The following is a 19,449-nucleotide window of genomic DNA, read 5'->3' as shown; positions in this document are numbered from 1 at the left end:
CCTCACGCAGCCAGTTGTTGCGGGTTGGCTGCACGCCACATTTCACCCAATGCGCGGCGGTAGTCCGTCGGCATGACCTTTACGAATTTGCCGCGCGAGGCTTCCCAGTCGCCCAGGATTTCGCGGGCGCGGAAGCTGCCGGTGTAGCGGAAGTGGTCTTCCACCAGGCGGCGCAGGATGGCTTCATCCGTTTCGCGTTCGCCGCCGCGCTGCGCGCTGTGCCAGACGTCGATGTTGTTCTGGGCCTGCTGTTCGGCGTGCGGCGCCACGGCTTCCAGTTCGACCATCGACAGGTTGGCGCGCTGCTTGAGCGTGCGCTCCGGATCCCACACGTACGCCACGCCGCCCGACATGCCGGCGGCGAAGTTGCGGCCGGTGGCGCCCAGCACCACCACGGTGCCGCCGGTCATGTATTCGCAGCCGTGGTCGCCGGTGCCTTCCACCACGGTGGCGGCGCCCGAGTTGCGCACCGCGAAGCGTTCGCCGGCCACGCCGTTGAAGAAGGCCTCGCCCGCCAGCGCGCCGTACAGGACGGTGTTGCCGGCGATGATGTGGTCGGGGCCGAAGCCGCGGAAGTCATTGGGCGAGCGCACGATGATGCGACCGCCCGACAGGCCCTTGCCGACGTAGTCGTTGCCTTCGCCCACCAGGTCCATGGTGATGCCATGGGCCAGGAACGCGCCGAAGCTCTGGCCGGCGGTGCCGTTGCACTGGATGTGGATGGTGTCGTCCGGCAGGCCCTCGTGGCCGTAGCGCGCGGCCACCGCGCCTGACAGCATGGCGCCGATGGTGCGGTTGCGGTTGCGCACCGGCACGATGAACGAAACCTTTTCGCCGCGCTCCAGCGCGGGCTTGCTGCGCTCGATCAGCTGGTGGTCGAGCGCGCCGGCCAGGCCGTGGTCCTGCTCTTCGGTCTGGCGCACGTCGGCGTCGGATTGGGTCTGGTGGAACACGCGGGCGAAGTCCAGGCCCTGCGCCTTCCAGTGCTCGACGCCCGAGCGCATGTCCAGCAGGTCGGCGCGGCCGATCAGGTCGTCGAACTTGCGGATGCCCAGCTGGGCCATGATCTCGCGCACTTCCTCGGCGATGAAGAAGAAGAAGTTGACGACGTGCTCGGGCTTGCCCTGGAACTTCTTGCGCAGCACCGGATCCTGCGTGGCCACGCCCACCGGGCAGGTGTTCAGGTGGCACTTGCGCATCATGATGCAGCCTTCGACGACCAGCGGCGCCGTGGCGAAGCCGAACTCGTCGGCGCCCAGCAGCGCGCCGATGACGACGTCGCGGCCGGTCTTCATCTGGCCGTCGGCCTGCACGCGGATGCGGCTGCGCAGGCGGTTCAGCACCAGCGTCTGCTGGGTTTCGGCCAGGCCGAGTTCCCACGGCGTGCCGACGTGCTTGATGGACGACACCGGCGAGGCGCCCGTGCCGCCGTCATGGCCGGCGATCACGACGTGGTCGGCCTTGGCCTTGGCCACGCCCGCGGCCACCGTGCCAACGCCGACTTCCGACGCCAGCTTGACCGAAATCGAGGCCTTGGTGTTGACGTTCTTCAGGTCGTGGATCAGCTGCGCCAGGTCCTCGATCGAGTAGATGTCGTGGTGTGGCGGCGGCGAGATCAGGCCCACGCCCGGCACCGAATAGCGCAGCTTGGCGATGTATTCCGAGACCTTGTGGCCGGGCAGCTGGCCGCCCTCGCCGGGCTTGGCGCCCTGCGCCATCTTGATCTGGATCTGGTCGGCCGACGACAGGTACTCGGCGGTGACGCCGAAGCGGCCCGAGGCGACCTGCTTGATCTTCGAGCGCAGCGAGTCGCCCTTCTTGAGTTCGACGTCGGCTTCGATGCGTTCCGGGCCCAGCAGCGAGGCCAGCGTGTCGCCGTCCTTGATGGTGCTGCGGCCTTCGCGCATTTCGGCGCGGTAGCGCAGTTCGTCCTCGCCGCCTTCGCCGGTGTTGGACTTGCCGCCGATGCGGTTCATGGCGACGGCCAGCACCGAGTGCGCCTCGGTCGAGATCGAGCCCAGCGACATGGCGCCGGTGGCAAAACGCTTGACGATGTCCTTGGCCGATTCGACGTCATCGAGCGGAATGGCGCGCGACGGGTCGAAGCGGAACTCGAACAGGCCGCGCAGCGTCATGTGGCGGCGGCTCTGGTCGTTGATGATCTGCGCGTACTCCTTGTACGTGCGGTAGTTGTTGGCGCGCGAGGCGTGCTGCAGCTTGGCGATGGAGTCCGGCGTCCACATGTGCTCTTCGCCGCGCACGCGGTAGGCGTATTCGCCGCCGGCGTCGAGGTCGTTGGCCAGGACCGGGTCGCTGCTGAACGCGGCGCGGTGCTGGCGCAGCGCTTCCTCGGCCACCTGGAAGATGCCGATGCCTTCGATGTTGGAGGCGGTGCCGGTGAAGTACTTGTTCACCAGGCTGCTCTGCAGGCCGACTGCCTCGAAGATCTGGGCGCCGGTGTAGGACATGTAGGTGGAAATGCCCATCTTGGACATCACCTTGTTCAGGCCCTTGCCGATCGCCTTGATGAAGTTCTTGACGGCCTTTTCCGGGTCGCTCATCTTGCCCAGCGATTCCAGCGCCAGGTAGGGGTGGATGGCCTCGGCGCCATAGCCGCCCAGCAGCGCGAAGTGGTGCACTTCGCGGGCCGAGCCGGTTTCCACCACCAGGCCGGTGTTGGTGCGCAGGCCGGCGCGGATCAGGTGCTGGTGCACCGCCGAGGTGGCCAGCAGCGCGGGGATGGCCACGCGCTCGCCGTCGACCAGGCGGTCCGACACGATCAGGATGTTGTAGCCGCTTTGCACCGCGTCCACGGCGCGCGCGCACAGGGCGGCCACGCGGGCTTCAATGCCCTCGGGACCCCAGGCGGCCGGGTAGGTGATGTCCAGCTCGAAGCTGCGGAACTTCTTGCCCGTGACCTGTTCGATGTCGCGGATCTGCGCCATGGCGGCGAAGTCCAGCACCGGCTGCGACACTTCCAGGCGCAGCGGCGGGTTGACGTTGTTGATGTCCAGCAGGTTGGGCTTGGGGCCGATGAACGACACCAGCGACATCACCATCTGTTCGCGGATCGGGTCGATCGGCGGGTTGGTGACCTGGGCGAACAATTGGCGGAAATAGTTGTAGAACGGCTTGGCGCGGTCGGACAGCACGGCCAGCGGGGCGTCGTTGCCCATCGAGCCGATCACTTCTTCGCCGGTCGAGGCCATGGGTTCCAGGATGAACTTGTAGTCTTCCTGGGTCCAGCCGAAGGCTTGCTGGCGATCCAGCAGCGCCACCGGCGACTGCGTGGGCACGGCGGCCTGGCGCGGGGCCGGCAGCGATTCCAGCTTGATCTGCAGGCGTTCGATCCACTGGCGGTACGGACGGCTGTTGGCCAGCTGCAGCTTGATCTCGGCGTCGTCGATGATGCGGCCCTGTTCCAGGTCGATCAGGAACATCTTGCCCGGCTGCAGGCGCCACTTCTTGATGATGCGGTTTTCCGGGATCGACAGGGTGCCGGCTTCGGAAGCCAGGATGACCATGTCGTCGTCGGTCACCAGGTAGCGCGCCGGGCGCAGGCCGTTGCGGTCGAGCGTGGCGCCGATCTGGCGGCCGTCGGTGAACGCGACCGCGGCGGGGCCGTCCCACGGTTCCATCATGGCGGCGTGGTATTCGTAGAAAGCGCGGCGGCTTTCGTCCATCTGCGTGTGCTGTTCCCAGGCTTCCGGGATCATCATCATCATGGCGTGGGCCAGCGAGTAGCCCGAGTTCACCAGCAGTTCCAGGCAGTTGTCGAACGTGGCGGTGTCCGACTGGCCTTCATAGACGATGGGGTACAGCTTCTTCAGGTCGTCGCCCAGCACGGCCGACTGCATCATGCCTTCGCGGGCGCGCAGCCAGTTGAAGTTGCCCTTGACCGTGTTGATTTCGCCGTTGTGGGCGATCATGCGGTACGGGTGGGCCAGCGGCCAGGCCGGGAAGGTGTTGGTCGAGAAGCGTTGGTGCACCAGCGCCAGCGCCGACACGGTGCGCGGGTCGGCCAGGTCGCGGTAGTAGCGGCCGACCTGGTCGGCCAGCAGCAGGCCCTTGTAGACCACGGTGCGCACCGAGGCCGAGGGCACGAAGTATTCCTTGCCGTGCGCCAGGTGCATGTTCTGGATGGCGTGGCTGGCGGTCTTGCGGATCACGTACAGCTTGCGCTCGAGCGCGTCCGGCACCATCACGTCGGCGCCGCGGCCGATGAACAACTGGCGGATCACGGGTTCGCAGTCGCGCACGGTGGGCGACATGGGCATGTCGACGTCCACGGGCACGTTGCGCCAGCCCAGCACGACCTGGCCTTCGGCGCGCACCGAGCGCTCGAGTTCCTGTTCGCAGGCCAGGCGCGAGGCCGTTTCCTTGGGCAGGAACACCATGGCCACGCCGTATTCGCCGGGCGGGGGCAGGGTGATGCCGTGCTGCGCGAACTCGTCGCGGTACAGCGTATCGGGGATCTGGATCAGGATGCCGGCGCCGTCGCCCATCAGCTTGTCCGCGCCCACCGCGCCGCGGTGATCCAGGTTTTCCAGGATCTTCAGGCCTTGCTGGATGATGGCGTGGCTTTTCTTGCCCTTGATGTGCGCCACGAACCCCACGCCACAGGCGTCATGTTCGTTCTTGGGGTGGTACAGGCCCTGGGCAGGCGGCAGGCCGATGCGGCTGGCATCGATCGGGGTCGCCTTGGGGGTGGGACAGGATTCGTTCGGGGTGATTTGGGGCATGGCGCGCTCCGCAGTAAGACTGCGTTCTAATGTTGCAGTGCAGGAACGGACAATACCCCCGAGAGCAGTAGGGTGCAATAGGAATATAAGGGGTGTGACCCTAATTAATTAGATGCACCGTCATAGAGCATTAATATGGGGACGCAACAACGGCCGCGCCAATCAAGGCTTGCCAAGGGGGTGTGCCGGCCGGCATCGACCCTGGGGAGATAAATCCCCCATTTTCCCTATGTTCAGTCCCCAATTATTGTGATGCTTTTTGGCAAATCCGGCAGGTCGTTCGACGCCCGTTGGGCCGAGCTGGAGCACGCGATCATGCCGCCGCGATGTGCTCGCGGCGGCATGAAAAAAGCGCCCGAAGGCGCTGTGTCAGGAAGACGATCCGCTTCCGGAGGTTCCGGTGGTGGGCGGCGGTGACGCCGACGGTGCGGACACCGCGGCATCGCTGTCGGACTCGGCGGCGGCCGGCGTGGCCGGCTTCTTGCGCGGGCGTCCGCGCTGGCCCGGGGCCACGCGGCGGCTGGCGGTGTGGGCCAGGCTGGCGATGAAACTCGGGCCGCCCAGCGCCCACTGGCCCGAAACGGCCTGATCGATGCGCTGGCTTTCCTCGCGCGACAGGCCGTCCTGCAGGCGCTTGCGGTAGTTGGCCTGGCGATCGAACGGCGTGTTGCCGCAGGCCCAGTAGTCGGCGTGGTCGGACTGCCACTGCGCCGGCGCGGCGGTGGTGTTGCCGGTATGGCTGGAGGCCGACGACCAGGGCCAGGAATCGGGATCCTGCGAGGCGCCGCTGCGCACCGGGTAGGTTTCCAGCCAGACCAGCGCGGGCAGCACCCAGGCGCCGGGTTCGAGCAGGGCCGATCGGTAGCGTCCGGCGAACACCCGGCCGCCGCGCAGGCGCGCCGCCAGGTTGCGCCCCAGCGTCTGCATCAGGCGCGGCAGGCCTTCCTCGTCGGCGGGGGTGGCCAGCAGCAGGATGCGGTCGTTGGCGAGCAGCCAGCCGTGCACCGACACGCGGTGGCGCTGGGCGGATTCGCCCAGCCACGTGGCCAGCTGGTTGAGGATATCGGCCGGGGCGGGCTGTGATGCCGCCGCCAGCGGCTGAATGAAGTTGGCCTGCACCAGTTGGGGCAGCCCAGGGGCGTACAGACGGGGCAGACGGGCCATAGTGTCAGGGCTTGCGCTTCCAGAAGAACGGGTTGTCTTCTCTCACGTATATAAATAGTGCCACGGTGAACGCTGGTCAAGCCCCGCGATCACAATATGGGCGCGGAATCGCTACTTTTTGTGGAAAGGACTCCAATTCGGGCAGGTTAACATTCGGCGACGGATCCTCGTACCGTGGATATACCCTAATTCCGACCGAATTTTCTTCAGCCTCAGACCCGGAGACTTCCCATGCCCGCCTCCCTGGAACTCATTTCCCAGCATCGTTGTTTCGGGGGTTCGCAGCGCTATTACCGCCATGAGTCGGCCGAGATCGGCCTGCCGATGCGGTTTTCGGTGTTCGTCCCGCCGCAGGCCGAGCACGGCCCGGTGCCGGTGCTGTTCTATCTGGCCGGCCTGACCTGCACCGAGGAAACCTTCATGATCAAGGCCGGCGCGCAGCGCCTGGCCGCCGAACTGGGCGTGATGCTGGTGGCGCCCGACACCAGCCCGCGCGGCGCCAACGTGCCCGGCGAAGACGAAAGCTGGGACCTGGGCACCGGCGCCGGTTTCTACCTGGACGCCACCACCGCGCCCTGGCGCGCCCGCTACCGCATGGACAGCTACGTGACCCGCGAGCTCCATGGCATCGTCACCACCGCCCTGCCGGGCGACGCCGCGCGCGTCGGCATCTTCGGCCACTCGATGGGCGGCCACGGCGCGCTGGTGCTGGCGCTGCGCAATCCGGGCAAGTTCCGCTCGGTCTCGGCCTTCGCCCCGATCGCCGCGCCCAGCCAGTGCCCCTGGGGCCAGAAGGCGTTCGGCGCCTACCTGGGCGAGAACCGCGACGACTGGGCCGCCTACGACGCCTCGGCGCTGATGCGCGGCCTGCGCCAGCCGTTCCCCGACGGCATCCTGGTCGACCAGGGCACCGCCGACCAGTTCCTGGCCGAGCAGTTGTATCCCGAGGTATTCGAGGCCGCCTGCGCCAGCGCCGGCCAGCCGCTGACGCTGCGCCGCCAGGAGGGCTACGACCATGGCTATTACTTCATCTCGACCTTCATCGAGGATCACATCCGGTTTCACGTCGAGCGGCTTGGAAAGCCGGCGGCCTGACGCCCCGCTTCTATACTGGGCGGCCTGCCGTGGCAGGCCCGCGGCGTCCCCCGCCCGGTCCCCGGCCGTGGCGTTCTTTGCATAGGATCGCCTGATTTGATCAACGGAATCGCTCCCTTCGTCTGGATCCTGCTGGCCGCGGTGGTCGTCTTCCTGCCGGGCATGGCGATGTTGCTGGGCAAGGGCGGCCCGCGCGACGAGCGCGGCCGGCGCACCTTCCAGTTCCGGCCCGTGCGGCGCGTGTTCGGCCTGTTGCTGCTGTTGTTGGGCGGCGTGTCGGGGCTGCTGGCGCTGTCGCTGGTTCAGTTCTTCAAGCTGACCACGGACGAACCGGTCGCCCGGATCGAGATCCGCCAGCAGGCGGAGGGCCAGTTCCAGGTCAGCGCCACCGCGCCAGGCGTGGGCACCAAGCAGTACGTGCTGTACGGCGACCAGTGGCAGATCGACGCTCGCGTGGTGCGCTGGCGTCTGCCGGCCCTGATGGCCGGCGTGTCGCCCCTGTATCGCCTGGAGCGCCTGTCGGGCCGCTACAGCGACGCCGTGCGCGAGGCCTCGGCGACGCGTTCGGTGCACGCGCTGGACGACTGGCCGGCGCCGGACCTGGGCTCGCTCAAGCAGAGCTTCCCGAACTGGTTCCCCTTTGTCGATGTCCAATTCGGCAGCGCGGCCTACATGCCGTTGTTCGACGGCGCGAAGTACCAGGTCTATATGGATCCCCGCGGCGCGCTGTTCGCGCGTCCGGATGGCGAGGCCACCGCGGCCGGCCTGAAGCGCCTGGGCTGGTAGCCGGGCCGTTTGGCCCGTGGCGGACCCGCCTGGCGAGCCGGACCCCAGCCCTGCCGACAGCCGGGGATTTAAAATGGGGTCGTATCAAGGAAAGGAAACTTTGACGCGCCGCAATAGTCGAATTAGCACTCCCTTTACTAGAGTGCTAACATCGAATCCATGTCTTTACCCCTTCGCCTTCCGGAGACCGTCGCAATGAAACAACCCAGTACTTCGTTGGCCACGTCCGGCAACGCCCTGGCGTTGGCCATCGCCAATCCGGGCGCGCTCGGCACGATCGACGCCTACATCTCGGCCGTGAACCGCCTGCCGGTCCTGTCGGCCGAACGCGAAACCGAACTTGGCCGTCGCCTGCGCGACAGCGAAGACCTGGGCGCCGCGCGCGAGCTGGTGCTGTCGCACCTGCGTCTGGTGGTGTCGGTCGCGCGCCAGTACCTGGGCTATGGATTGCCTCACGCCGACCTGATCCAGGAAGGCAACGTCGGCCTGATGAAGGCCGTCAAGCGGTTCGACCCCGAGCGCGGCGTGCGCCTGGTGTCGTTCGCCGTGCACTGGATCAAGGCCGAGATCCACGAATACATCATCCGCAACTGGCGCCTGGTCAAGGTAGCGACCACCAAGGCCCAGCGCAAGCTGTTCTTCAACCTGCGCAGCATGCGCCCGGACGGCCAGACGCTGGGCCCGGAACAGGTCGACCACATCGCGCGCGAACTCAACGTGCGCCGCGAGGACGTGAGCGAAATGGAAGTGCGCCTGTCCGGCCGCGACATGTCGCTCGAGAACCAGGACGACGATGACGACAGCTACGCGCCCATCGCCTACCTGTCCGACGAAGGCCGCCAGGAGCCGACCCGCGTGCTGGAACGCGCCGCGCGCGACCAGCTGCAGAGCTCGGGCCTGTCGAGCGCGCTGGAAGCGCTCGACCCGCGTTCGCGCCGCATCGTCGAAGCGCGCTGGCTGCAGGACGACGGCGGCGCCACGCTGCATGAACTGGCGCAGGAATTCGGCGTGTCGGCCGAGCGCATCCGCCAGATCGAGGCGGCCGCGCTGAAGAAGATGCGCGGCAACCTGGCCGCCTGATTCCCCGCCACATCCTCCCCGCCGCATCCATGCCCAGGGCCGCGATTCGCGGCCCTTTTCTTTGGTTCCGCCGCCTGTGCGCGCCCGTGGGAAGGGGCCGTGGCGGCCGTTGTCGCGACGCACCAATAAATTGATACAAATTCACTGTGAAATAACGGGCCATTTCAGAAACTTAATGAGGTGGGCGCCGCCTAACTTCACGTAGACCGCAAACTTTGGTTGGCAGTCTTGTCATCCGTCTCGGCTTCTCCTCTTTCCCCTCCCCTATGAGACGGATGCTTGCGGGGCACCACGCATATGGTGCCCCGTTTTTTATTGCGCGCGCGAAACGCGCGGCGCCTGCTCAGGCCGCTTGCGCGCTGTCGGGGCCGGGCTGCGCCGCCTGCCACAGCGCGTCCTGCACGCGCCGCACGCCGGTGGCCATGGAGCCATCCTGGTAAAGCTTGATCCAGCGATAGCCGGGCGCGAGGTTGTCGACCACGTGCTTGCCGTCGCGGATGCTGAACTGGAAGCAGGTGGACGGCGTGGCGAGCATGCGCAGGTTGTGGCGGCGGCGGTCGAACTCGTGGTGCACGTGGCCCCACAGCAGCACCCGCACCTGCGGCCAGCGCGTCAGCAGCTTGAACAGCGCCTGCGGGTTGTCGATCATCATCGAGTCGTGCCAGTGGCTGTCGATCTGCATCGGGTTGTGGTGCATGGCCAGCAGCGTGTGCCGTCCGGGCGCCTCGGCCAGCGCGGCTTCCAGCAGGTCGAGCTGGCTGTCGGGCAGGTGGCCGGCGTTCGAGCCGGGCACGGTGGTGTCCAGCGAGACCACGCGCCAGGCGCCCACGTCCGTCACCGGCACCGACCATTCGGGCAGTTCATGGCGCATCGCCACGGGCAGGTCGTGGTTGCCCGGCAGGCAACGGATCCGGGCGCCTTCCAGCGCCGGCGCGGCGCCCAGCATGGCGGCCAGGCGCTGGTAGGCGGCGGGCTCGCCGTCCTGGGACAGGTCGCCGGTGGCCAGCAGCAGGTCGGGATGCTTGCCGTCGGCCTCGATCTGGCGCAGCACGGCGCGCAGGCTGGCATCGGTGTTGACGCCGAGCATCACGGTGTCGGGCTCGCCGAACAGGTGGCAATCGGTCAGCTGGACGAGCATGGCCGGGGCGTCGGTGCGCCGGGCCAGGGTATGGACGCGTGCCAAGTGCGGCTCCTGCGAAGTTTCTGCACGGCCCCTACCATACCGAAAAAACATGGCGCGGCGCGCATCGCCCGGCCCGATCGGGGTAACGAAACGTGCGCCGGAAATATCTGTTCGCCGGAATCGACCGGAAAACCCGCTATTCTTGTGGAACTTCTCACAAGCTTCATGATCGGGACGCGGCGTTATCCATGGATGTAGGTTTTCTCGTATTCGGCCTGGCCGGGCTGTTGACCCTGGTGTGCTTCATGCCGCCGCTGGCTGGCCGCCTCAAGCTGCCCTACTCGGTGCTGCTGGCTATCGTCGGCTGCTTGCTGGGCATCATCGTGCACGTCCATGGCTGGGCGCCGAGCTGGATCGGCGACTTCCTCGACTCGCTGGAACGGTTCGAGATCTCCTCCGAGACCTTCCTGATGGTGTTCCTGCCGGTGCTGTTGTTCGAGACCGCGCTGTCCATGAACGTGCGGCGCCTGATGGACGACATCGGCCCGATCCTGATGATGGCCATCGTCGCGGTGGTGGTGTGCACCGTGGTGGTCGGCGTGACGCTGGACGCGATCTCGTCCTATGGCCTGGTGGTCTGTCTGCTGCTGGGCGCCATCGTGGCGACCACCGATCCGGTGGCGGTGGTGGGCATCTTCCGCGAAGTGGGCGCTCCCAAGCGCCTGACCACGCTGGTGGAAGGCGAAAGCCTGTTCAACGACGCCGCGTCGATCGCCTTGTACTCGGTGCTGCTGGCCGTGCTGGGCGGCCATGGCGAACTGACCGTCAGCGGCATCTTCAATGACTTCATCGTGCACTTCATTGGCGGCGGCATCGCCGGCTTCGCCATGGGGCGCCTGGCCTGTTTCCTGTTCGCCTGGCTGCGTGGCTTTCCCACGGCCGAGATCACGCTGACGCTGACGCTGGCCTATCTGTCCTTCTTCATCTCCGAGCACTACCTGAACGTGTCGGGCGTGGTCGCCACGGTGATCGCCGGCCTGGTGGTGGGGTCGACCGGCCGCACCCGCATGTCGCCGACCACCTTCGAATACCTGTCGAGCGCCTGGGAACAATTCGGCTTCTGGGCCAATTCCCTCATCTTCCTGTTCGCGGCCATGCTGATCCCCAAGCTGATGGCGGCCGCCGACTGGCAGGAACTGGTGCTGGTGGCCGTGGTGTTCCTGGTGACGCTGGTGGCGCGGGCCATCGTGGTGTTCGGCCTGCTGCCGTTGCTGGGGCTGACCAAGCTGGGCACCAAGGTCAGCAACCCGTATAAGGCGGTGATGCTGTGGGGCGGCCTGCGCGGCGCCGTGTCGCTGGCCCTGGCGCTGGCCGTGACCGAGCAGACCGGCGTGGCCGAGGAGGCGCGCCAGTTCATCGCGGTGGCCACCACCGGCTTCGTGCTGCTGACGCTGTTCGTCAACGGCATCAGCCTGCGGCCGCTGATCCGGATGCTGGGGCTGAACCAGCTGTCGCCGGTCGAGCGCACCATCCGCAATCAGGCGCTGGCGGTGGCGCTGGAAGATCTGCAGGGCAAGACCGAGGAAGTCGCCAAGACCGAGCACATCGGCAGCGAGGTGCGCGACCGCATCCGCGCCGTGTTCGACGCCAGCCTGACCAGCGTGCACGACGGCCAGGTCAGCCAGATGAGCGACGAGCAGCGGGTGGCGGTGGGCCTGGCGATCGTGGCGCAGCGCGAGGAGGAAATGTTCTTCGACATTCTCAAGGCGCAGATCGTCGACTGGCGCATGGCGGAAACGCTGCTGGCGCGGGCCGAACGGCTGGAGGACGCAATCCGCATGGGCGGGGTGCCGGGCTTCGAGCGCGCCATCATCGCCGACGTGCGCTATTCCTCGGGCTTCCGGCTGGCCTTGCGGCTGCACTACCTGTTCGGTTTCCAGGGCTGGCTGGCGCGCGAGCTGGGCCATCGTTTCGCCAACCTGATGAGCAAGCGGTCGGTGGCGCAACGCCTGATCGTGTTCGCGCGCGAGCAGATCACGCCGCTGCTGGGGGAAACCGCCACGCAGCGCATCGTGTCGCTGCACCAGCGCCGCCTGGACCTGATCGAGAACGCGATGCAGGCGCTGAACCTGCAATACCCGTCGTATGCGCAGTGGCTGCAGGAAAGCTATCTGGGCCGGGTGGCGCGCGAGCTGGAGCGGATCCGCTACCGCGACATGCCGGAACAGTTCCTGATCAGCGGCGAGGTCTACGCCGACCTGATGGCGCAGTTGAAGAGCCGCTGGGCGCATATCGACACGCATCCGCCGCTGGATATCGAGATGAGCGCGGCCGACCTGATCAACCGCGTGCCGCTGTTCGAGGGGCTGTCGGCCGATTCGCTGCGCGCCATCAGCAAGCTGCTCAAGCCGCGCCTGTCGCTGCCCGATCAGCGCGTGCTGACCAAGGGCCGGCATGGCGAAGAGATGTGCTTCGTGGCGTCGGGCGCGGTGGCGGTGCACCTGCCGGACAACACCATGATCGAACTGGGCAGCGGCGAGTTCTTCGGCGAACTCGGCCTGCTGGGCGAGCAGCAGATCGCGCCCGAGGTGACCTCGCTGGGCTACAGCAAGCTGCTGATGCTGTCGTCGCGCGATTTCCACGCTCTGCTGGCGCGCGACGAGCACCTGCGCGAGCGCATCCAGGTGGTGGCCAAGCAGCGCCTGCGCGCCATTGAGGTCTGGAAGCAGTTCTCGCAGGCCAACGCGGCGCCGGCGCCGGCGCCCGCGCCGGCGTCGGCGCTCACGCCGTCACAGGCGGCGGAAGCGGCCGAGGCCGCGGGGGCGGCGGATAGCGGGCTCGATACGCGGGCGGTGCAGGCGCTGCGGGCGGCCGAGCCGCAGCAGGGCGATAAGCGCCCTGCGCCGTTGCAGCAGGTCGAGACGCGCGCCGCGCCGTTGCAGCAGGTGGAGACGCGCCAGGCCGAGGCGCACAAGACCGACGCGCGAGACCCCGACGCGCGAGAAGCCGACGCGGCGCCAGGAGGCGCCAGCGCCTGATTCAGATTTCGCCGGCCGCCCGGCGCTGCATGATGTCTTCGAGGATCACCAGCGCCGCTTCCAGCGTGAATTCACCATCGGCCACGCGTTGCACCACGGTGTCGACGTCGGCGGCCGCGATTTCCATCACTTCGCCATCGCGGTTGGCGGGCCGCGCGTCCGCCGCCAGCACGCAGGTGCTGGTCAGCACGTCTTCGACCTGGTAGCCCTCGGGCAGGCGGCGGTGGATGCGCAGGATGGTGCGCAGCGGCGAGCGCTGCGCCAGGTCCGGCGCGTCCAGGCCGGCTTCCTCGCCGCATTCGCGCACCAAGGCAACGTCCAGGTCCTCGCCGCGGCCGGCCAGGCCGCCCACCAGGGTGTCCCACATGCCGGGGTCGGTGGATTTGCTGAGCGCTCGCCGCGCGATCCAGATGCGGCCATCGGGCGTCCAGGCGTTCAGGTGCACGGCCTTGGTCAACAGGCCCAGCGGCCGCATCGCCGCGCGTTCGATGACGCCGAGCGTGGTGTCGCCATCCAGCACGTCGAGCAATTCATCGCGCCAGCCGCGCAGGCAGTTGGCTTGACGCAACAGTTGCGCGGCCTGTTCGAGCACCGCGTCGAGGGCGGGACCGGGCGACAGCGTCGCGCCGATGCGCAACGCGTCGGCATCGGACTCGATATGGGCGGCCCCTTGCAAGGCATCGCAGGCGGCATGCGTGGCCCAGCCGCAGCGGCGCCCCGCTATATAGAGCGCGTGTGCGCCAACCGGGGCGGGCTCCTGGGCCCGTGCGCTCAGGGCGGCATACAGATCGGACAGCTGTTTGGGCATCGTGAGGCAGTGTTAATAAGACTGTCCGCGATTTTATGCCACCCCTGTTTACCCTGGGTCGTGAACGAACGCGCGCAGATGGGGGCGGGCGGTATGAATTCAAGAGCACAAACTTACATCCATTTGCGCGTCCGCTATAATCCGCCAGTTTCTTTGTGATTTCGAGTGGGAATGCGGGGGCCGCTCTATCTCCCTGCCTAGCCCTGCCATCTAATAATTGCGCGTAGTCCTGTTGCAGTGACATCCGTGCCACTAGGCGACAAGGGCCCTCGCGCCGTGTTTCGAGGTAAGCATGAAGAAGTGGAGAGGGATACTGGGCGCTTGTGCGCTGCTGATTGGCAGCGTGGCCGTCGCTCAGGTGCAAGACATGCCCGGCGGCCCGAAGGTCAATCAGCTGAACCTGCATGAAGGCGTCACGCAGATCACGCGCGATGTCATGTGGTTGCACTGGCTACTGCTCACGATCTGTATCGTGATTTTCGTGGGCGTCTTCGGAGTGATGTTCTACTCCATCTGGGCGCACCGGAAATCCCGCGGACACAAGGCCGCGACCTTCCACGAACACCTCGGCGTGGAAGTGGCCTGGACGGTCATCCCCTTCATCATCGTTATCGCCATGGCGTTGCCGGCCACCAAGACGGTCGTCGCCATGAAAGACACTTCCAGCGCCGACCTGACCGTCAAGGTCACCGGCTACCAATGGAAATGGGGCTACGAATATCTCGATGGCTCCGCCGCCGGGATCAAGTTCCTGGCCACCCTGTCGACCCCGCGCGCGCAGATCGAGAACCGTGAGCCCAAGGGCCAGTTCTACCTGATGGAAACGGACAACCACATGGTGGTGCCCGTGGACAAGAAGATCCGCGTGATGTTGACCGCCGCCGACGTCATCCACTCGTGGATGATTCCCGATTTCGGCGTCAAGCAGGATGCCATCCCCGGCTTCCTGCGCGATGCGTGGTTCCGCGCCGAAAAGCCCGGTATCTACCGCGGCCAGTGCGCTGAATTGTGCGGCAAGGACCACGCGTTCATGCCCATCGTCGTGGAAGTCCTGTCGCAACCGGACTACGATAAGTGGGTTGAAGACCAAAAGAAGAAGATGGCGGCAAACGCCGACGATCCCAATAAAGAGTGGACGGAAGCCGAACTGGTTGCCCGTGGCGAGAAGGTTTTCGCCGCCAATTGCGTGGCCTGTCACCAGGCCAACGGCAAGGGCATCCCGGGCAGCTTCCCCGCGCTCGACGGAGACAAGGTTGTCCTGGGCCCGAAAGCCGCCCAGATCAACACCGTGCTGAAGGGCAAGCCCGGCACCGCCATGGCGGCGTTCGGGCCGCAGCTCAATGATGTCGAGATCGCCGCGGTCATCAGCTATACGCGCCATGCCTGGAGCAATGCCGGCAAGGGGCAGGACCCGACAGTGATGCCGAAGGACGTGGCGGCCGCGCGTTGATCGCGCCCCGCTTTCCCATCGCCAGAGCTGGTTCCGTTTAGTCAGAGATACCCTGCCGGTTCCGTGGAACGGGGCCGGCACTCAGCAGGAAGGAGTCCATCATGAGCAGCGTCACTGTAGACCACGTGTCGCCGGGCCACGGCCACGGTCACGATGACCACCACCACGCCATGCCCACGGGCTGGCGCCGCTGGCTTTTCGCCACCAATCACAAAGACATCGGGACGATGTATCTCATCTTCTCGTTCGTCATGCTGCTCGAAGGCGGCACGCTGGCGCTGTTGCTGCGTACCGAACTGTTCGAGCCGGGCCTGCAGTTCTTCCGTCCCGAGCTGTTCAACCAGTTCACCACCATGCACGGCCTGATCATGGTGTTCGGCGCCATCATGCCGGCGTTCGTGGGCTTCGCGAACTGGATGATCCCGATGCAGATCGGCGCGTCCGACATGGCCTTCGCGCGCATGAACAACTTCAGCTTCTGGTTGCTGCCGGTGGCCGCGATCATGCTGACGGCGTCGTTCTTCGTGCCGGGCGGCGCCACCGCCGCCGGCTGGACGCTGTACGCGCCGCTGTCGCTGCAGATGGGCCCGGGCATGGACCTGGCCATCTTCGCCATGCACATCATGGGCGCGTCCTCGATCATGGGCGCCATCAACATCATCGTGACCGTGCTGAACATGCGCGCGCCCGGCATGACGCTGATGAAGATGCCGCTGTTCTGCTGGACCTGGCTGATCACCGCGTTCCTGCTGCTGGCCGTGATGCCGGTGCTGGCCGCCGCCATCACCATGGTGCTGACCGACCGCCACTTCGGCACCGGCTTCTTCAACGCCGCCGCCGGCGGCGACCCGGTGCTGTACCAGCACGTGTTCTGGTTCTTCGGGCACCCCGAGGTCTACATCATGATCCTGCCGGCGTTCGGTATCGTGTCGGCCATCGTGCCCGCGTTCGCCCGCAAGAAGCTGTTCGGCTACGCCTCGATGGTGTACGCCACCGCGTCGATCGCCGTGCTGTCGTTCATCGTGTGGGCCCACCACATGTTCACGACGGGCATGCCGGTGACCGGCCAGCTCTACTTCATGTACGCCACCATGCTCATCTCCATCCCGACCGGGGTGAAGGTGTTCAACTGGGTCGCCACCATGTGGCGCGGCTCGATGACGTTCGAGACGTCGATGCTGTTCTCGATCGGCTTCATCTTCGTGTTCACCATGGGCGGCTTCACCGGCCTGATCCTGTCGGTGGCGCCGATCGACATCCAGGTGCATGACACGTATTACGTGGTGGCCCACTTCCACTACGTGCTGGTGGCCGGCTCGCTGTTCGCGCTGTTCGCCGGCACCTACTACTGGCTGCCCAAGTGGACCGGCCGCATGTACAGCGAAAAGCTGGGCAAGGTGCATTTCTGGTCGACGCTGATCTCGTTCAACGTGACCTTCTTCCCGATGCACTTCCTGGGCCTGGCCGGCATGCCGCGCCGCTACGCCGACTACGCCGCGCAGTTCACGACCTTCCACCAGATCGCCACCATCGGCGCCTTCTGGTTCGGCCTGTCGCAGCTGATCTTCCTGTGGGCGGTGCTGCGCTGCTACATGGGCAAGGGCGAGAAGGCCACGGCCAAGCCGTGGGAAGGCGCCGAAGGGCTGGAATGGACGGTGCCGTCGCCCGCCCCGTTCCACACTTTCGAAACGCCGCCCGAAGTCAAGTGAGCGCCGATTCCAACCCCGCAACAGGCAGCATGGCAATGACCCCCGAGCAGCGCCGACGCAACAAGATCGCAGGACTGATTCTGCTGGTATTCGTCATTGCCGTGTTCGCCTGGACCGTGTTCCGCGGTTCGGCGCTGTTGACGGGCAAGGCCATCGGCGGCTAGCGAACCATGAGCGACGACCTGCGTGAATCCGCCCAGCGCAAGCTGAGTTTCCTTCAGACGATGAAGGCGGTGGCGTGGGGGTTTTTCGGCGTCCGCAAGGGCGCGGGCTACCGCGAGGACAGCGCCAGGCTCAATCCCGTGCACGTGATCGTGGCGGGATTGTTGGCGGCGGCGATCTTCGTGACCGTGCTGGTGTTAATTGTGCGTTGGGCGGTATCCAGCCTGACTTGAATCACTTAATTCTATAAATCAGTACCAGGGAGAAAGCCATGAGTGCAAGCCACTCGGTTCAAGGTAAAGAGGCACCCTATTACTACGTGCCCGCCGATTCGGGGCATCCCGTGCGCACGGCCGTGGCGCTGTTGCTCATGGGCCTGGGCGCCGCGGGCTGGATCAACGGCGTGAGCTGGGCCAAGTGGTCGGTGCTGGCCGGCTTCATCGCGCTGATCGTGGTGCTGTACTACTGGTTTGGCGACGCCATCCAGGAATCCGAGGCCGGCATGAACAGCAAGCGCATCGACGGGTCGTACCGTTGGGGCATGAGCTGGTTCATCTTCTCGGAAGTGATGTTCTTCGCGGCGTTCTTCGGCGCGCTCTGGTACGTGCGCACCATCACCACGCCGTGGCTGGGCGACATGGACCACCGCCTGATGCTGTGGCCCGACTTCCAGGCGGTGTGGCCCAACTTCGGTCCGGCCGGCGTGGTCGAGCACTTCCAGACCGTGGGCCCCTTCTGGCTGCCGACGATCAACACCGCGCTGCTGCTGAGCTCGGGCGTGACGCTGACCATCGCCCACCACGCGCTGCGCGAGAACCATCGCGGCAAGACCATGTTCTGGCTGGCCGCCACGGTCATCCTGGGTTTCATCTTCGTGGCCTGCCAGGCCGCTGAATACCACCACGCGTACACCGAGCTGAACCTCAAGTTCAATTCGGGCGCCTACGGTTCGCTGTTCTACATGCTGACCGGCTTCCACGGCTTCCACGTGATCCTGGGCGCCACGATGCTGACGGTCATCCTGATCCGCCTGATGCGCGGCCATTTCACCGCCGACCATCACTTCGGCTTCGAAGGCGCCGCCTGGTACTGGCACTTCGTGGACGTGGTGTGGCTGGGCCTGTATCTGTTCGTCTACTGGTTCTGAGGCGGGGCCCGGCGTTGCCGGGCCGACTGGCGGGACACGGGGCGAGGCTGGCGGGCCGCCGGGCAACACCGGCGCCGCGGGCCTCGCCCTTCGTTTCAGGGCGGTCGTGTTCCAATAGGGCCGGACCCGCCGGCATCTGGCGGGAACCGGCCGGACGCGGGCCTATCTAAGACCGGTGCTTTCGATCCAGCCCATGTGGTGGGCGAACAGCACGAACAGGAACAGGGCCACCGACAGGCCGATGCGCACCGTCAGCGCATTGACCGTGCGGTTGGTGCTGCCTTTGTCCCGCATCAGGTAGACCAGGGCGGATGCCAGACTGGCCAGAATCCCGATGAAGGCCAGTACGACGAAAACGCGCATGATGGTCTCCGGACAAATCGAATGTATTGAAGACAAATGGCCCGACCGCATTCAACCCGCTACACGGTAGCCGCCTTGCTCCTGCTGGGGATCGCCGTGGTGATCCTGGCGTCGCTGGGCCAATGGCAACTGCGGCGCGCCGACGAGCGACGCGACATTCTGGCGGCTATCGAGGCCGGCCGCAACCAGGCGCCGCTGCAGCTGGCGCCCTCGACCGCGCCGGCCGACATGAAGCCGTGGCGCGTGGCGCAGGCCAGCGGCACGTGGCTGCCGCAATTCAGTGTACTGCTGGACAACCGCAACCATGACGGCCGGCCCGGCTACTGGCTGGCCACGCCGCTGCTGCTGGACGCCGACAAGCGCACCGCGGTGCTGGTGCTGCGCGGCTGGCTGCCCCGGGTGATCCAGGGCCAGGGCGCGCCGGCGCTGCCGGCCACGCCCCAGGGCGAGCAGATCATCAAGGGCGAGCTGTCGCCGCGCGTGCCGCGCATGTTCGAGCTGTGGTCGCTGGGCGGCCAGGATGCCTCCAGCCTGCCCGCCACGCTGCCCGCGGCCGGCGGCGCCGTGCCGCAGGTGCAGAACCTGCCGCTGGACGCCCTGGCGCGCGCCACCGGCCTGACCCTGCTGCCCACGGTGGTGAGCCAGTTCGGCCTGGGCCAGGACGACGGCCTGGTGCACGACTGGCCGCAGCCGTCGGTGAATTTCCAGCAGAACACGGTCTACGCGGTAGAGTGGTTCTCTTTTGCCTTGTTCGCCGCGATCGCGTGGCTGGTGGTGCTGGG

General features: G+C 66.5%; 15 protein-coding genes. 10 read left to right on the top strand and 5 right to left on the bottom strand.

Annotation, left to right across the window (positions count from 1 at the left end):
- Positions 1–2: 2 nt before the first annotated feature.
- Both AOZ49_RS10615 and AOZ49_RS10610 read right to left on the bottom strand, forming a co-directional pair.
- On the bottom strand, positions 3–4,742 hold the full coding sequence (locus AOZ49_RS10615) for a glutamate synthase-related protein (protein WP_054475197.1): 4,740 nt from the start codon (positions 4,740–4,742) through the stop codon (positions 3–5).
- Between the two features lie 369 nt (positions 4,743–5,111).
- Positions 5,112–5,906 carry a hypothetical protein gene (locus AOZ49_RS10610; protein ID WP_054475195.1) on the bottom strand — a complete coding sequence of 265 codons (795 nt, stop codon included), beginning with the start codon at positions 5,904–5,906 and terminating at the stop codon, positions 5,112–5,114.
- A gap of 231 nt (positions 5,907–6,137) precedes the next feature.
- Here AOZ49_RS10610 and fghA point away from each other — a divergent pair, with 231 nt between their 5' ends.
- The 3 genes from fghA to rpoH all read left to right on the top strand — a co-directional run bounded on the left by fghA (position 6,138) and on the right by rpoH (position 8,867).
- Positions 6,138–7,001 (top strand): S-formylglutathione hydrolase, encoded by an 864-nt coding sequence (fghA, locus tag AOZ49_RS10605; protein WP_054475193.1) that lies wholly within the window; start codon positions 6,138–6,140, stop codon positions 6,999–7,001.
- 96 nt (positions 7,002–7,097) lie between these two features.
- The gene (locus AOZ49_RS10600; RefSeq protein WP_054475191.1) at positions 7,098–7,787 is read left to right on the top strand and encodes a hypothetical protein; all 690 of its coding nucleotides are present in this window, start codon (positions 7,098–7,100) and stop codon (positions 7,785–7,787) included.
- Between the two features lie 195 nt (positions 7,788–7,982).
- Complete coding sequence (rpoH, locus tag AOZ49_RS10595; RefSeq protein WP_054475189.1) at positions 7,983–8,867, top strand: RNA polymerase sigma factor RpoH; 885 nt, start codon at positions 7,983–7,985, stop codon at positions 8,865–8,867.
- 343 nt (positions 8,868–9,210) lie between these two features.
- Here the strand turns inward: rpoH and cpdA are convergent, their stop codons facing one another.
- Entirely contained in the window at positions 9,211–10,050 is an 840-nt protein-coding gene (cpdA, locus tag AOZ49_RS10590; RefSeq protein WP_054475186.1) for a 3',5'-cyclic-AMP phosphodiesterase, read from the bottom strand.
- A gap of 188 nt (positions 10,051–10,238) precedes the next feature.
- On the opposite strand from cpdA, the gene AOZ49_RS10585 reads away from it, so the two are divergent.
- Positions 10,239–13,028: a cation:proton antiporter gene (locus AOZ49_RS10585; RefSeq protein WP_054475184.1), complete on the top strand. Its 2,790-nt coding sequence runs from the start codon at positions 10,239–10,241 to the stop codon at positions 13,026–13,028.
- A gap of 1 nt (position 13,029) precedes the next feature.
- Here AOZ49_RS10585 and AOZ49_RS10580 read toward each other — a convergent pair whose 3' ends face one another.
- Positions 13,030–13,836, bottom strand: a complete 807-nt coding sequence (locus AOZ49_RS10580) for an NUDIX hydrolase (RefSeq protein ID WP_054433783.1) — start codon at positions 13,834–13,836, stop codon at positions 13,030–13,032.
- 292 nt (positions 13,837–14,128) lie between these two features.
- Here AOZ49_RS10580 and coxB point away from each other — a divergent pair, with 292 nt between their 5' ends.
- The 5 genes from coxB to AOZ49_RS10560 all read left to right on the top strand — a co-directional run bounded on the left by coxB (position 14,129) and on the right by AOZ49_RS10560 (position 18,304).
- Positions 14,129–15,286 carry a cytochrome c oxidase subunit II gene (gene coxB, locus AOZ49_RS10575; RefSeq protein ID WP_035359862.1) on the top strand — a complete coding sequence of 386 codons (1,158 nt, stop codon included), beginning with the start codon at positions 14,129–14,131 and terminating at the stop codon, positions 15,284–15,286.
- A 101-nt stretch (positions 15,287–15,387) separates the two neighbouring features.
- A complete protein-coding gene (gene ctaD / locus AOZ49_RS10570) occupies positions 15,388–16,995 on the top strand; it encodes a cytochrome c oxidase subunit I (protein ID WP_054475182.1) in 1,608 nt (535 codons plus the stop codon).
- A gap of 35 nt (positions 16,996–17,030) precedes the next feature.
- Positions 17,031–17,159, top strand: coding sequence for a cytochrome oxidase small assembly protein (locus AOZ49_RS32425; RefSeq protein WP_006392370.1), 129 nt, complete (start codon positions 17,031–17,033; stop codon positions 17,157–17,159).
- Positions 17,160–17,165: 6 nt separating this feature from the next.
- Positions 17,166–17,390, top strand: coding sequence for a DUF2970 domain-containing protein (locus AOZ49_RS10565; RefSeq protein ID WP_006392371.1), 225 nt, complete (start codon positions 17,166–17,168; stop codon positions 17,388–17,390).
- Between the two features lie 38 nt (positions 17,391–17,428).
- A complete protein-coding gene (locus AOZ49_RS10560; RefSeq protein ID WP_054433785.1) occupies positions 17,429–18,304 on the top strand; it encodes a cytochrome c oxidase subunit 3 in 876 nt (291 codons plus the stop codon).
- 162 nt (positions 18,305–18,466) lie between these two features.
- Here the strand turns inward: AOZ49_RS10560 and AOZ49_RS10555 are convergent, their stop codons facing one another.
- Entirely contained in the window at positions 18,467–18,667 is a 201-nt protein-coding gene (locus tag AOZ49_RS10555) for a twin transmembrane helix small protein (RefSeq protein ID WP_006392373.1), read from the bottom strand.
- Positions 18,668–18,703: 36 nt separating this feature from the next.
- Between AOZ49_RS10555 and AOZ49_RS10550 the strand changes: the two genes are divergently transcribed.
- The coding region (locus AOZ49_RS10550) for an SURF1 family protein (protein ID WP_054475384.1) at positions 18,704–19,449 on the top strand (746 nt) is incomplete at its 3' end.

The sequence above is a fragment of the Achromobacter sp. 2789STDY5608615 genome, from assembly GCF_001298995.1.
Taxonomy (GTDB): Bacteria; Pseudomonadota; Gammaproteobacteria; order Burkholderiales; family Burkholderiaceae_B; genus Achromobacter; species Achromobacter insuavis.
The sequence above is the reverse complement of the archived record's forward strand: the minus strand, read 5'-3'. Positions and strand labels throughout refer to the sequence as shown.

What these genes read in the sequence shown, in the direction of transcription:
- AOZ49_RS10560 (WP_054433785.1), top strand. Translation starts at nt 17,429, where the DNA reads ATGAGTGCAAGCCACTCGGTTCAAGGTAAAGAGGCACCCTATTACTAC.
- fghA (WP_054475193.1), top strand. Translation starts at nt 6,138, where the DNA reads ATGCCCGCCTCCCTGGAACTCATTTCCCAGCATCGTTGTTTCGGGGGT.
- AOZ49_RS10580 (WP_054433783.1), bottom strand. Translation starts at nt 13,836, where the DNA reads ATGCCCAAACAGCTGTCCGATCTGTATGCCGCCCTGAGCGCACGGGCC.
- coxB (WP_035359862.1), top strand. Translation starts at nt 14,129, where the DNA reads ATGAAGAAGTGGAGAGGGATACTGGGCGCTTGTGCGCTGCTGATTGGC.
- AOZ49_RS32425 (WP_006392370.1), top strand. Translation starts at nt 17,031, where the DNA reads ATGACCCCCGAGCAGCGCCGACGCAACAAGATCGCAGGACTGATTCTG.
- AOZ49_RS10585 (WP_054475184.1), top strand. Translation starts at nt 10,239, where the DNA reads ATGGATGTAGGTTTTCTCGTATTCGGCCTGGCCGGGCTGTTGACCCTG.
- AOZ49_RS10555 (WP_006392373.1), bottom strand. Translation starts at nt 18,667, where the DNA reads ATGCGCGTTTTCGTCGTACTGGCCTTCATCGGGATTCTGGCCAGTCTG.
- AOZ49_RS10565 (WP_006392371.1), top strand. Translation starts at nt 17,166, where the DNA reads ATGAGCGACGACCTGCGTGAATCCGCCCAGCGCAAGCTGAGTTTCCTT.
- AOZ49_RS10610 (WP_054475195.1), bottom strand. Translation starts at nt 5,906, where the DNA reads ATGGCCCGTCTGCCCCGTCTGTACGCCCCTGGGCTGCCCCAACTGGTG.
- rpoH (WP_054475189.1), top strand. Translation starts at nt 7,983, where the DNA reads ATGAAACAACCCAGTACTTCGTTGGCCACGTCCGGCAACGCCCTGGCG.
- AOZ49_RS10615 (WP_054475197.1), bottom strand. Translation starts at nt 4,742, where the DNA reads ATGCCCCAAATCACCCCGAACGAATCCTGTCCCACCCCCAAGGCGACC.
- ctaD (WP_054475182.1), top strand. Translation starts at nt 15,388, where the DNA reads ATGAGCAGCGTCACTGTAGACCACGTGTCGCCGGGCCACGGCCACGGT.